The sequence below is a fragment of the Phenylobacterium sp. genome, assembly GCF_035569475.1.
Taxonomy (GTDB): Bacteria; Pseudomonadota; Alphaproteobacteria; order Caulobacterales; family Caulobacteraceae; genus Phenylobacterium.
Genome location: NZ_DATMNA010000093.1, coordinates 1 through 12,867 on the forward strand (window position 1 = coordinate 1; position 12,867 = coordinate 12,867).

Genomic DNA, 12,867 nt, shown 5'->3' on the forward strand with positions numbered 1-12,867 from the left:
AGACCTCGTAGACCGGGAAGTTGGTCCCGCCGTACTTCTTGGTCATGGCGTCGCCCATCGGGCCCAGCTTCGTGAAGTGCCAGAAGCGCAAGGGGACGCCGTTGACCGTGACCTGCCCGTCCTTCTGCACCGAGACCGTCCGCGTGCTGAGGTTCCAGCTGGCGACGTTGTAGCCGGGGTCGCGGACCACCTTGACCTTGTCGAACAGCGCCGGGACGTGGTCGCACCACCGCTGGTCGACGAAGAGGCCCAGGGGCATGTCGTCGTAGCACCAGTCCAGCAGCCGGTCGTTCCACCACTTGGCGAAGCGAGCGCCCTCGCCCGTCGTCCGGATCGCCACGAAGCCGAGGTTGAAAATCCCCGTGCGCGACGCCGACAGGTCGTTGTCCGCAATGGATTCCGCCGTCACGTTGGGATCGATCAGGTGCGGGGTGAGCAGGATGTCGTGCTCTTCGAGCAGCGCCTCGAGCGGCTCGAGACTGCCGAACAGGGCGGTGTCCGGGTCGAGGTAGACGACCGCATCGGCGCCCCCGGCGCAGGCCTGGTGGATGAAGGGGCCCTTCACCGCCGTGCAGACCTCGACCACGTCGTGCTTGAAGAGCCAGCCCTGGAAGTCAGGGATGCCCAGGTCCTGCGCCCACACCACCCGATCGAAGGGCTCTTTGGCCGGATCGAAGTGGAAGCCGGCCGGCGGCTTATCGGTGACGAGCGCGACCAGCTCCCAGTCCGGATGGAAACGGCGCAGAGTCTGGAACAGCACCCGGGCGCGGTTCAGGTAGGAGAAGGTGAAGCTGGAATAGCAGAGGACCTTCACCCGCCGCCCTCCAGCAGGTCGACGGTGAGCGCGCTGAACGCCAGGTCATAGAGCTGGGGCCGGCGGCGCGCCCGGGCGAGCTCCGCCACCTCGCCGCGCTCGAAGGCGGCGGCGAGCGCCTCCTCGCCGGGCAGCACCAGGCCGTGGCGGCCCTCTTCCACGAAGGCCGCGACATTGCCGCTGTCCGGGCCGGTGATCACCGCCGCGCCGGCCGCCGCCGCCTCGTAGGCCGTGAAGGAGAATGTCTCGCGGCAGAGCGGCCAGATCACCACGGCGTCGGCCTCGCTGCGCTCGATCGCCTCCTGCATGGCCCGTGGCCGGGCGTCGGTCACGGTGACCTTGTGGAACTCGATCCCCAGGCCCGGCGGCGTGCGGCCGCCCAGGTGCAGGAAGTGGTAGCGCGGGTCGTCCGCGTGCCGGGCGGCGAGGTCGCGGAAGACCTCCCAGCCCTTGTGGGCCGCGGGCATGCCGGCGAAGGCGACGCGCAGCGGCCGGTCGGCCGGCGGGACGGGAGCCGGGCCGCGCTCCATCAGGCGGGCGTGGGGCAGGACCACCTCGCCGGCGGTCGGATAGGCCGAGCGCGCCTTCCAGAGGTCCAGCGTCGTCTGGGCCGGGCTGACCACCGTCAGCGACAGGCGCTCGAACAGCCGCTCGTGCTCGGCCATGTGGCGGGCGCGCCAGGGGCCGTAGACGCAGACGCCGCAAGCCTGGCTCTCCGGCGGCGGGGCGGAGCAGTCCTCCACGTCGTTGCGCAAAAGATGGAAGCCGGCGCAGAGGCTGGCGAAGTCGTGCAGCCAGAAGAAGCCCGCCTGAAGCCCTGCCGCCGCCAGGATATCGGCCGTCTCGGCGGCGTTGTGGCCCAGCAGGCTGTGGATGGCGAAGCTGCGCCGGCCCGCCGCCGCGCCGGCCGTGCTGGCCAGGACGGCCGCGATCGTCTTCGGCTCGAAGACCCCGAGCGGCTTGCCGTTCAGCAGCACCCCCAGATGGCCCGCCTCGCCGCGCAGGCGCACCACCGGCCAGGGCTTGGCGGGAAACAGGTGCAGGTGGTCGCGGCCGAGCGCGGCGATTCGCGAATCCTCGCGCTGCAGGCAAAGCTGCACCCCGCCGGTGTTGGCCGTGTAGTCGTCGTGGCTGAAGGTCACGTGCAGGTCGGCAAGGCCAGTCTTCGCGGCGGCCAGGCCCTTGGCGAGCGCCGCGGCGGTCCCGAGCTTCAGCTTCGCCGAGGCCCGCGCCACCGCGGCCACCCTGTCCTCCAGCGGCGCGAGCTGCTTGATGATCTCGTAGCGGAAACCGAGTTCGGTGCGCCCCGACCGGCCCTCCGCTCGCCCGGCGCTCAGGTAGTGGACGAAGGGGTTGATGTCCGCCGCCGCGATGTCCGGATAGCTCTCCAGATAGTCCTTCACCGAGAAGCCGGCGTTGGGGTCGCGGCCCTCGCGCCAGCCCGAGGCCAGGAAGTGGTCCAGGGGATCCACCCCGGTCTTGGCCACGTCGACGTTGGAGGTCAGGTAGAAGGCGGCGTCGAACTCCTGGGCCGCCAGCGTCCGCTCGCGGTGGCGGACCTGGGCCTCCTCGGCCACCGCGTCGGCGGCCCGCCCCTCGCCGATCAGCGCCTCGAAGCTCCAGGCCGGCGCCTCGCCGCGGCGCGCGCGGCGCAGCAGGTAGTCGTCGGCCAGCACCGAGCGGACCACTTCGCGGCCTTCGCGCCGGCCCACCGCCAGATAGTGGTGCAGCGGGTTCCAGCCGGCCTTGGCGACCTCCGGATAGGCCTGGACATAGGCCGTGGTGGAGAACCAGGGCGCGGGGTCGCGGCCCTCGCGCCAGCCGCTGGCGGCGTAGTGGGCGAGAGGATCGAGGCCGCTGTCGGCCAGGTCGGGGTTCACCGCCCGGTAGAAGGCGCCGTCCATCGCCGTGGAGATGACCCTGAGGACCTCGTCGGCGCGGGCCTTGGGAGGGGCCGTCACGGCCATGCGGCGTAAATTCCTGTGCGGCGGCCCAAGCTGGATACTCAAGGGGCTCTGTGCAACAGAAGGTCCGAGCGATCAACCGGGCCAGGGCCTTGCGACGCAACCCCGCGGCCCGTAGAGCCGAGGCCCTGATCAGGTTGCGACCGGACCGTCCATGACCCCCGACAAGGCCGCCCCCCAGAAGGTTGGCACGCCAAGCGACAGCGCGACCGCGCGCAGCGCCTATCTCGTACTGGGCATGCACCGCTCGGGCACCTCGGCGGTGACCCAGGTCCTGGCCCTGGCCGGGGCCTCCCTGCCGGAAAACGTCATGGCCGGCGACGAGCACAACGCCAAGGGCTACTTCGAGCCCTGGAAGATCGCCCTGTTCAACGACGGACGCCTGCGGGCCGGCGGCGCGGCCTGGGACGACATCTTCGCCTTCCCCTACCGCCCGCTGGCCACCAAGGCCGAACGCACCTGGCTGAACCGCGCCGAGGCCCTGTTCGAGGAGGAATATGGCGAGGTCCGCTATCCCCTGCTGAAGGACCCGCGGGTCACGGTGCTCATGCCCTTCTGGCGCACGGTGCTGACCGAGCTGGAGGTGGGCGCACGGTGCGTGATCCCGGTGCGCCACCCGTTGGCCGTCGCGGGGTCGCTGGCCCGCCGCAACGGCTTCGCGCCGGAGAAGTCGGTGCTGGTCTGGGCCGCCTACATGCTGGCCGCCGAGGCCTACACCCGCGACCTGCCCCGCGCCTTCGTCAGCTACGACGGCCTGTTGAGCGACTGGCGCGCCGAGGCCGCCAGGATCGAGGCGGCGCACGGCGCGCCCCTGCCGAAACTGACCGAGGCCGCGGGCAAGGCCATCGACCGCTTCCTGAGCCCGGAGCTGCGGCACAACGCCGCCGCGGGGGGCTTGAAGGACCTGGGCTGGGCCGGCGCGCTGGCGGGTCAGGTGCTGGACTGGTTCGAGGCCGCGGCGAGCGGCGGCGCGCCAGGACACGGCCCCCTCGACAAGGCCGCCAGGGAGCTGGGCCGCCGCGCCCAGGACATCGGGGTGCTGGTCTCGCCGGCCACCCGCGACCTCGACGTGGCGAGGGCCGAACTGGTCGAACTGCGCCAGCGACTCGAGTTCGAGCTGAGCCAGAAGCAGCGCCTGCAGGCCGAAGTCGAGGCGCTGCGCCACGACGCCGCGGAGGCCGCCCAGCGCCTCGACGCCATCCTGGCCGACGGCTGAGCCGCGCGCAGGTGGCGGCCAAGCCCATCGATCCCGCAAGCCTCGTCGCCGCCCGCCGCGCGGCCCAGGCCGCACGCACCGCCGCGGGCGAAGACCGCTGGAGACGCTTCCAGGCCGCCAACCGCGCCCGCTACGCCGGGCGCGCCGCCGCGCGTCCGCCGGCTGGCCTCGCGCGCCTGCTCGCCCGCGCCAAGACGCCCGGCCGCGTGATGCTCCTGCAGTCGAGCGGCCTTTGGGAGCCGGACCTGGAGGTGAGCGTGGGCTCGACGCCCGGCCCGACGGTCTCGCTGAAGGCCTATGTCCAGGCCGGCCCGGACCCCGCCGCCCAGCCCCACGGCCTGTTCGACCAGAGCTGGTACCTGGGAACCGCACCCGCCCTGGCCGGCAGCCGCTGGCCGCCCTTGGCCCACTACCTGGTGGTCGGCGACGGCCACAACCTCAGCCCGCACCCGCTGCTGGACGCCCCGGCCTACCGCGCCCGCCACGGGGCGCGGATGAGCGCCGGCCGGCTGACGGCCCTGGAGCACTTCCTGTTCGAGGGCGCGGCGGCCGGCGCCGACCCGCACCCGCTGTTCGACCTGCGCTACTACGTCGGCCAGTCCCACGAGCTGGCGCAGACGGGCGAGAACCCGCTGATCCACTACCTGCGGGCCGGCTGGCGCGAGGGGCTGGAGCCGCATCCGCTGTTCGCCGGGGCCTGGTATCTGGAGCAGAACCCAGAGGCCCAGGCCGCCGGGGTAGCGCCGCTGCTCGACTATGTGACCAAGGGCGCGGCCGAGGGGCTCGATCCGCATCCGCTGTTCGAGGCGCCCTACTACCGCCGTCAGCGCCACGGCGGCCTGCGCGGCGAGCCGCTGATCGATTATCTGCGGACTGGCGCGCGCGCCGGCAAGAGCCCGAGCCCGCACTTCAAGCCGGCCTACTATCTGGAGCAGACGGGCGACCGGCCGACGGCGCACGCCAACCCCCTGCGGCACTACCTGACCGAGGGAACCTTCGAGGGCCTGTGGCCGGCGCCCGACTTCGACGAACCGGCCTATTTCGCCGCCCATCCGGACGCCGCCGAGGAACCTGCGAGCGGCCTGGAGCACTGGCTGCGGCTGCGCACGGAGCGGCCCGCCACCGGCGCGCCGGCAGGCCATGCGGTCTCCGCCCAGGCGCTGTTCGCCGACCTGCGCCGCGCCAGCGACCCCGATCCGGAAGCCTATGGGGTCGCCGTCTACGAGGCCCTGCGCCGCCCGCGACCGGTGACACCGCCGAGCGCGCCGGTCCGCGTGATCGCCATCCGCCGCGCGGCCGCGCCGGACTGGGTGGCCGTCGCCCGCGCGCTCCCCAACTACCGCGGCCATCTCCAGCCGCGCCTGCCGGTCCACGGCTTCAGCGATCCGGCGGACCCCGCGATCCTCGCCCGCGACGAGGCGTTGGCCGCCCGCTACGGCCTGGCGGGCTTCTGCCATGAGGTCGCCGATGCGGCGGGCCTGGCGGCGATCTCGACCGCGGCCTTCCCCTTCTGCCTGGCCTGGACCGGCAAGGCGGCCGCACCGGCCCAGGCGCTCGCCCCGCTGCTCGCCACGAGCCACGCCCTGCGGGTCGACGGCAAGCCGATCGTGCTGCTGGACCCCGGGGCGGACCTCGCCGCCTGGCGCAAGCCCGGCGACCTCTTCCTGGTCCAGCGTGGCGGCAAGCCCGTGGCGGGCTTCGACGCCCGCCTGCCGGACCCGCTGACGCCCCGCGCCGCCGAGGGCCCGCCGGGGCCGGTGATCAACCCCGGCTTCCGGGGCCTGACGCACGACGCCCTGGCCCTGGTCGGCGAGCGGCTGGCCCAGCCGCCCGCGGAGGGGGAGATCCCCCTGGTGGTCGCCGCCCACGACACCACGCCCCGCTCACAGGACGCGCCGGTGGTCTGGCAGGGCGCCTGTCCCGGGGCGCTTCAGGCCTGGCTGGAAGCCGCCGGCGACGCCGTGCGCGGCCGCGCGGCCGACCACCGGCTGGTCTTCGTCCACGCCTGGAACGACTGGGAGACCGGGGCCGCGCTGGAGCCCGACCTGCGCTTCGGCCACGGCTGGCTGGAGGCCGTCGCCAACGCCGCCGACGCCGACCTGCTGGCGCCCCCGGCCCCGGCCGGGAGCCCGGGATGAACGGCGTCACCATCGTCGGCTATCCGTTCCAGCCGACCGGCATGGCCGAGCACGCCCGCTCGACCTTCCGCGCCCTGCAGGCGGTGGGCGTGACCCCGCGCCTGCTCGACGTGGCCGACGCCAACCGCGCCTACGATCCCGACCTGGAGCGCGACTTCGCCCCACACCTCGTCACGGCGCTCGGCGAGGGGGTGAACATCTTCGGCGTCAACGGCGACGAGGCCGCCCGCGTCATCGACCGGGTCGGCGAGCCCGCCTTCGCCAAGGGCTACAACATCGCCTACCCGGCCTGGGAGCTGGCCCGCTATCCCGCCGCCTGGGCCCAGGTGCTGGACCGCTTCGACGAGATCTGGGCGCCCTCGGCCTTCGTGCAGCAGGCGCTGCAGGACGCCGTGTCGCGGCCGGTCCGCCGCATGCCCCTGGCCGTGGACCTGAAGCTCTCCTCGTTCCTCGGCCGCCGCTACTTCGGGATCCCCGAGGACGCGTTCGTGGCGGTGTTCTTCTTCGACTTCGCCTCCTTCGCCGAGCGCAAGAACCCCTGGGCCGTGCTGGAGGCCTTCGAGCGGCTGGCGGCGCGCAGGCCCGAGGCGGCTATCCATTGCGTGATCAAGTCCCGCGGCGGGCGCGACATGGACGAGCAGCAGGCTGCGCTGGAGGCGCGGCTGGCCGCGCTCGGCCCCCGCGCCCAGGCGCTCTACGGCGACATGAGCGACAACGAGATCAAGAACCTGATCCGCGTCGCCGACGTCTTCGTCTCCCTGCACCGATCGGAGGGCTTCGGGCGCGGCATGGCCGAGGCCATGGCGCTGGGCCGCCCGGCCATCGCCACCGGCTATTCCGGCAACCTGGACTTCATGCCGCCGGGCGCGGGCCTCCTGGTCGATTACGCACTGATCCCCGTAGCGCCCGGCGCCTATCCGGAAGGGGACGGCCAAGTGTGGGCCGACGCCTCGCCCGAGCACGCCTCGCGCCTGCTGGAGCAGTTGATGAACGACCCGGCCGGAGCCCGCGCCATGGGCGCCCGCGCCAAGGCCTTCATCGCCGAGCACTATTCCCTGGCGGCGTTGGGCCGGCGCTACCTCGAGCGCCTGGAGGCGATCGGCCGCGCCTAGGCCTGGCGGCGGCGCCAGCGCGGGGGATCGAGCGCCGTGTAGAGCGCGCCCGCCATGGCGGCCAGGTCCAGCAGGTAGAGGTAGCGGTAGTCGCAGGCCACCGAGATCAGCGCGAAACTGGCGGCGAACGCCAGGCTGCCGGCCATCAGCGCGATGAACACCCAGTCGGCCGGATCGCGCCTCTGCCAGAGAAGGCCGATGACGCCCAGGGCCACCACCGCCCAGGTCAGGTGCGAGAAGACGGGCGTGCCGTAGAACCTGCGCGCGTAGTCGGCCAGGCCCTGGTCCTGCGCGTCGATCCCGGTCTGGACGTCGAGGTCCTTCAGCATCCCGTCGGGCCCGGTGACGCCCACCGTGACCGGCAGGCACTGTTCCAGCTTAGGCGTCAGGAAGGTCCATTTGAAGACGTCGAGGCGCTGCAGGACGTAGGCCGCCGGATAGTGGACGACGATACGGCGCCACTGGGCGTTCATGGCCGCGTCGGGCACGTGCCAGAGGGTGCGGCGGAAGGCGTCGTCCTGGTCAAGGGTGTCGACGCGGGCGGCGCTGTACATCCTGGCAGACTGGGCCTCCAGCAGGGCCTGGGCTGCGGGGTCTGCCTTGCCGATCTCCTTGAGCTTCAGCCGCGGATGGTGCGCCTTGGCGCCCACGATGTCGTAGTGCTCCAGGATCAGGGCCTCCGCGCCGGGCCGCAGCTTGGCGTTCTGGACCGGCGGCTGGGCGAGGCCGTTGATCGCCAGCCCGAGCACCGCGGCGGCGGCGAGCCCGCCCAGGCCCCAGGCAAGGCTCCGGCGCCACCCCTGCGCCCGCACCGTCCAGGCCAGGACCGCTGCGGCGGCGACCACCAGGATCAGGCCGTTCTGCCGCACCAGCGCCGCGAGGGTCAGGCAGACCAGCGCCCCCATCAGGGCCAGGTTCGGCCGCGCCGCCCACCGCTGCGCCGCGTGGGCCAGCAGGACGAAACCCGCCAGGGTCAGGTTGGCGAATAGCACGTCGCGCCAGACGATCCCCTGGTAGATCAGGACCTGCGGCGTCAGCACCGCCAACGCGCCCAGCGCCACCGCGCCCCAGGTCGCCCGCGGCCGCAGCCGGGTCAGCGACATCAGGCTCACGAACAGGATGGCCGCCGAGGCCGCGACATAGAGACCGGTCCCGGCCACCAGATGGTCGAAGGGTTTCAGGATCCAGGACGAGACGGCCGGCGCCCAGGTCTGGCGCACCCCGGTCCTGGCCTCGGTCAGCGCCACCACCGAATCCAGCGACATCTGGCCGGGGACGTTGGCGGCCAGCGTCAGCAGCAGCCCGGCGAACATGGCGATTCGGAAGGCCTTGCCGGCCTTTTCCCCTTCGCCGGTGTGGATCGCCTCGCCCAAACGCCCGCCCCCGTTCGCCGACCCGTTAGGTAAAAGCCTGCTGCGCCCATGGGAAGCGGCAAAAGAAGTGGGGCCGGGCGCTGCGGCTTGCTAAGTCTGCCGACCCTTGAGACGGCGGACGGAGGAATCCTGGATGAGCGGCGCGCGCGACCTTGCGGCCTTGCTCGCCCGATTCCCCAAGACGCGCCCGACCCTGCCGCCGAAGCTGGCGGCGATCTACACCCGGCAATATCTGGAGAACCGCGGCGGCGAGACCCCGGCGGCCTCGCTGTCGCAGCGGCTGGAGCGCTGGCTGCACCTGCAGGTGGCCGACGACGTGCGGGGCGTGAACACGCCGCCCGCGACCCTGGAACTGGGCGCCGGCACCTTGAACCAGCTCGCCTACGAGCCGGCGGGCGGGGCCTACGACATCATCGAGCCGTTCAAGGCCCTGTTCGCCGAGTCGCCGCTGCTGGGAGGCGTGCGCGACACCTTCGACGACATCCGCGAGATCCCGCTGGACCGCCGCTACCGGCGGGTGACCAGCGTGGCCTCGCTGGAGCACATCTGCGACCTGCCGTTCGTCCTGGCCCGCGCCGCGCGGCTGATGGCCCCGGACGGCGCCCTGCGCGCGGCGATCCCCAGCGAGGGCGGCTTCCTCTGGGCGCTGGGCTGGATGGCCACCACGGGGCTGGAGTTCCGCCTGCGCCACGGCCTCGACTACGGCCTCCTGATGGCCCACGAGCACGTCAACGACGCCCGCGAGGTCGAGACCCTGGTCCGCGCCCTCTTCGACGATGTCGAGATCAAGAGCTTCGGGATCGGCCGCCAGCTATCGCTCTACCGGTTCCTTCGCGCCAGCAAGCCCCGGCTGGACGTCGCGGCGGAGTGGGAAGCCCGCTTCGCCTAGCCTTCGCTTCGCCAGCGCGCCTTCAGCCAGGGCAGCGGAGGATCGACGGCCGCGTAGAGCACGCCCGCCAGCGCCGCGAGGTCGCTGAAGTAGAGGTAGCGGTAGTCGCAGGCGATCGAGATGATGAAGAAGCTCGACGCGAAGGCCGCCGCCGCGAGCTGCAGGGCCGCCATGGGCACATCGCCGTCCTGCCGCCGCCACAGGAACAGGCCGGCCAGGACCAGCGACACGGCGAAATAGAAGACGTGGCTCATCGCCGGGGTGTCGAGGAACCAGCTCGCATAGTTGGACAGCATCACGTCGGACTGCACGTAGCGGTGCTTCAGGCGCAGCGGCGCCATCTTCTCGGCCGGGGCGTCGACGCCCACGTAGACCGGCAGGCACCAGTCGACGACCGGCGGAGCGAACACCCAGCGGAAATCCTCCCAGCGCACCTTCAGATAGAGGACCGGGTGGCGGGTGATCAGGTCGATCCACTGCCGGGCGAAGGCCTTGTCGGGCAGGGCGTTCATCCCCGCCTGGATGGCGGTGTCGCGGTCGGTGAAGTCGATGCGGCGGCCGGAATAGTCGGCCTTGGCCCGGGCGCGGACGATGGCCGCGGCGGCCGGGTTGGCGGCGGCGAGCGCGTCGGTCCTATAGCCGGGGTCCATCGCGACGGCGCCCAGGATGTCGTAGCTCTGGACGATCCTGAGGCCCGTGGACAGCGCCGTGTCGGTGGGCGCCTTGGGCGGCTCGGACAGGGTGGTTTCGACCTGGCCCACGAGGATGAGGGCGATCAGGGCGCTCACCGCCCAGCCGATCCCGCGCCGCCAACTGCCGTGCGCGGCGATCCAGCCCAGCGCCAACGCCGCGAAGCCGCCGGCGATGATTCCGTTCTGGCGCACCTGCGCCCCGGCGGCCATCAGCACGAGCGCCGCGATCAGCAGGGTCCAGCGGCGCGCCCGGTCCGGCCAGACGCGGCCCGCCCAGGCCACCAGCACGAAGCCCGCCACCGCGCAGTTGGCGAACATGACGTCCTTCCAGACGATGCCCTGGTAGATCATCACCTGGGGCGTCAGCGCCACCAGGGCCGCCGCCAGCACGCCCCACCAGCTTGTCCGGGGCCGCAGGTCGGCCAGGGCCGCCAGGCTGCCGAAGAACAGCGCCGCGCTCGCCGTCACATAGAGCGAGGTCCCCGGAATGAACCGGTCGAAGAAGCCCAGCACCCAGGCGTAGAGCGCCGGCCCCCAGGTCTCGCGGATGTGGAAATGGCCTTCGTAGAGCTGGGCCACCGAATCGTAGCTCATGTGCCCGGGCAGGTTGGCGCCCAGCATCACCAGCAGGGCCGCCGCCAGGACCGCCCGCAGTGCGGTGCGCGCGCTCAGGCTGACGCTGATGTCGATGGAGAGCTTCGCCATCCCCGCCCTGGTTCCCCCGCCTCGCCCAGGGTTTGGTACGGTGCGCCCGAGGCAATGAGAAGCTCAAAAAGCCGCCGCTTGGCGGGGTTGGCCAATCATGGTGAGTTGCGGCCATGACAGGCCAGGCGCTCGCAATCCGGCCGGCGGGGACCGCGCCGGCCCAGTTGGAGGCCTATGGCCGCCTGCTGAATGCGGCGTTCGCCACGAGCAAGTTCAACCCCGCCGCACTGGCCTGGCGCTATCGCGACAACCCGGCCGGGGCCGTCGTGGGCGCGGACGCCTGGGACGGCGAAACGCTGGCGGCGCACTACGTCACCTGCCCGCTGGAGGCGAAGATCGACGGCGCGACGGTCAAGGGGCTGTTGTCGCTGAACACCGCCACCCATCCCGACTACCAGGGCCGCGGCCTGTTCACGACCCTGGCGGAGCGGGCCTACGCCCTGGGCGCGGAGGCGGGCTACGCCTTCGTGATCGGGGTCGCCAACGCCAATTCGACGCCGGGCTTCCTGCGCAGGCTCGCCTTCCAGGACGTGGGCCGGCTGCACGCCGGCGTGCTGGCCAGGCTGCCGCTACGGTTCTCGGACGCCGAGGTGCAATACCAGGGCGCCTGGCGCGAGGCGTTGCTCGCCTGGCGGCTGGCCAATCCGGACGGGCGGTACACGGTCGCCCGGCGGGGCGATCTGCTGGGCGTCTGGGCCGCCACCCACCTGCCGCTCGTCCAGTGCGGCGCCTTCCTGCCGGACGCCGAGGGGACGCGGCCTCGCGGCGGCGCGCCCATGGCGGCCACCCTGTTCCTGGGCCTGGAGCCGCGGATGGCCCTGAGCGGTTTCCTGCCGGTCCCCGAGCGCCTGCGCCCCTCGCCCCTGAACCTCATCTGGCGCAGCCTGGGGACGGCCGCCCCGGCGGCGCTGCGGCGCGAGGCCGTGGCGCTCAACTTCCTCGACTTCGATCCGTATTGAGATGACCGTCGTCTACATCCTGGCCCACTTCGACGACGAGTACTGCGGCCTGCCGCTGGTCACGGCCGACGTGGCGGCGGGCAAGGACCTGCTCTTCCTCTACGTCGCCGACTACGCCACGCGGGAGTTGGCGGAAACCCGCTTCGCCGAGAGCCGGGCGCTGCTGGCGCATCTGGGCGTCGACCCGGCCAGGGTGTTGCACCCGGGCCGCGGGACGGGCGCCGTCGACGGCGGCGTCCACCGCGCCCTGCCCGCCGCCCACGCGGCCCTGGAGGCGGCCCTGGCGGGGGTGAGCGCGATCGAGCGCATCGTGGTCACCGCCTGGGAGGGCGGGCACATGGACCACGACATGTGCGCCCTGCTGGCCAGCGAGATCGCCAGGAGCCGCGGGAACCCGCCGATCGAGACCATCAGCCTCTACAACGGGCCGCGCCTGCCGGGCATCTTCTTCCACGGCGCCTGGCCGCTGGCCCAGAACGGGCCGGTCCGCCGGACGCCGGTCCGTGCGGCCGCGTGGCTGTCGTGGATGGCGGCGGTGCGGTTCTTCCCCTCGCAGGTGAAGACCTGGCTGGGCCTCTGGCCGGCGATGTTCTGGAGCTACGCCTGGCGCGGCTTCGGGGTGCAGACCCTGGACCCGGCGCGGATCCGCGAGCGGCCGCATCCTGGCGCGCTCTTCTACGAGCGGATGTTCAAGGTGCCCTACGCCGAGGTGCGCGCGGCGGCCGACGCCTTCCTGGCGAGTCGTTCAGCCTAGACCCTGTCCCGGCTGACTTGGATCGAGTCAGCCGGAAAAGAACAGGGTCGTCGTTAAATCTGGAGCCCTTCTTATCCACCCAGGTTGATTCAACCTGGGTGGGAAGGGCTCTAGGTTCTGAACCCATAAAGGTTGCGGCTGAGGTCGACGCTTGATTCAAGGCTTCCGAAAGGAGCCTGGGATGGCGCGATACGATCTGAGCGAAGTGGAGTGGCGGCTGATCGAGCCCCTGCTGCCGAACAAGCCGCGCG

10 protein-coding genes are annotated in these 12,867 nt (G+C 72.3%); 6 read left to right on the forward strand and 4 right to left on the reverse strand.

Annotated elements, in window-relative coordinates; genetic code table 11:
• Positions 1–814, reverse strand: an 814-nt coding sequence (locus VNW53_RS14705) for a hypothetical protein (RefSeq protein ID WP_325556484.1), incomplete at its 3' end; no start/stop codon positions are given.
• Positions 811–2,781 (reverse strand): glycosyltransferase, encoded by a 1,971-nt coding sequence (locus VNW53_RS14710; protein WP_325556486.1) that lies wholly within the window; start codon positions 2,779–2,781, stop codon positions 811–813. The genes VNW53_RS14705 and VNW53_RS14710, both read right to left, overlap by 4 nt.
• A gap of 151 nt (positions 2,782–2,932) precedes the next feature.
• Here VNW53_RS14710 and VNW53_RS14715 point away from each other — a divergent pair, with 151 nt between their 5' ends.
• From VNW53_RS14715 to VNW53_RS14725, 3 genes are read left to right on the forward strand one after another with little or no spacing between them, the layout of a single operon-like run.
• On the forward strand, positions 2,933–3,994 hold the full coding sequence (locus VNW53_RS14715) for a hypothetical protein (RefSeq protein WP_325556488.1): 1,062 nt from the start codon (positions 2,933–2,935) through the stop codon (positions 3,992–3,994).
• 11 nt (positions 3,995–4,005) lie between these two features.
• Positions 4,006–6,132, forward strand: coding sequence for a glycoside hydrolase family 99-like domain-containing protein (locus VNW53_RS14720; RefSeq protein WP_325556489.1), 2,127 nt, complete (start codon positions 4,006–4,008; stop codon positions 6,130–6,132).
• Positions 6,129–7,244: a glycosyltransferase family 4 protein gene (locus tag VNW53_RS14725; protein ID WP_325556491.1), complete on the forward strand. Its 1,116-nt coding sequence runs from the start codon at positions 6,129–6,131 to the stop codon at positions 7,242–7,244. Before VNW53_RS14720 ends, VNW53_RS14725 begins: the two co-directional genes overlap by 4 nt.
• Here VNW53_RS14725 and VNW53_RS14730 read toward each other — a convergent pair.
• Positions 7,241–8,617, reverse strand: coding sequence for a hypothetical protein (locus tag VNW53_RS14730; protein ID WP_325556493.1), 1,377 nt, complete (start codon positions 8,615–8,617; stop codon positions 7,241–7,243). The two genes, VNW53_RS14725 and VNW53_RS14730, sit on opposite strands and share 4 nt — an antisense overlap.
• Positions 8,618–8,750: 133 nt before the next feature.
• On the opposite strand from VNW53_RS14730, the gene VNW53_RS14735 reads away from it, so the two are divergent.
• Entirely contained in the window at positions 8,751–9,506 is a 756-nt protein-coding gene (locus tag VNW53_RS14735; protein ID WP_325556494.1) for a hypothetical protein, read from the forward strand.
• Here VNW53_RS14735 and VNW53_RS14740 read toward each other — a convergent pair.
• Positions 9,503–10,903 (reverse strand): hypothetical protein, encoded by a 1,401-nt coding sequence (locus tag VNW53_RS14740; RefSeq protein ID WP_325556495.1) that lies wholly within the window; start codon positions 10,901–10,903, stop codon positions 9,503–9,505. The two genes, VNW53_RS14735 and VNW53_RS14740, sit on opposite strands and share 4 nt — an antisense overlap.
• Positions 10,904–11,016: 113 nt before the next feature.
• On the opposite strand from VNW53_RS14740, the gene VNW53_RS14745 reads away from it, so the two are divergent.
• A complete protein-coding gene (locus VNW53_RS14745; RefSeq protein WP_325556496.1) occupies positions 11,017–11,862 on the forward strand; it encodes a GNAT family N-acetyltransferase in 846 nt (281 codons plus the stop codon).
• A gap of 1 nt (position 11,863) precedes the next feature.
• The gene (locus VNW53_RS14750) at positions 11,864–12,616 is read left to right on the forward strand and encodes a PIG-L deacetylase family protein (RefSeq protein ID WP_325556497.1); all 753 of its coding nucleotides are present in this window, start codon (positions 11,864–11,866) and stop codon (positions 12,614–12,616) included.
• Positions 12,617–12,867 lie beyond the last annotated feature (251 nt).

Bases quoted from the DNA above. Each gene is read 5' to 3' on its own strand.
- VNW53_RS14710 (WP_325556486.1), bottom strand. From the start codon at position 2,781: ATGGCCGTGACGGCCCCTCCCAAGGCCCGCGCCGACGAGGTCCTCAGG.
- VNW53_RS14715 (WP_325556488.1), top strand. From the start codon at position 2,933: ATGACCCCCGACAAGGCCGCCCCCCAGAAGGTTGGCACGCCAAGCGAC.
- VNW53_RS14725 (WP_325556491.1), top strand. From the start codon at position 6,129: ATGAACGGCGTCACCATCGTCGGCTATCCGTTCCAGCCGACCGGCATG.
- VNW53_RS14735 (WP_325556494.1), top strand. From the start codon at position 8,751: ATGAGCGGCGCGCGCGACCTTGCGGCCTTGCTCGCCCGATTCCCCAAG.
- VNW53_RS14740 (WP_325556495.1), bottom strand. From the start codon at position 10,903: ATGGCGAAGCTCTCCATCGACATCAGCGTCAGCCTGAGCGCGCGCACC.
- VNW53_RS14745 (WP_325556496.1), top strand. From the start codon at position 11,017: ATGACAGGCCAGGCGCTCGCAATCCGGCCGGCGGGGACCGCGCCGGCC.
- VNW53_RS14750 (WP_325556497.1), top strand. From the start codon at position 11,864: ATGACCGTCGTCTACATCCTGGCCCACTTCGACGACGAGTACTGCGGC.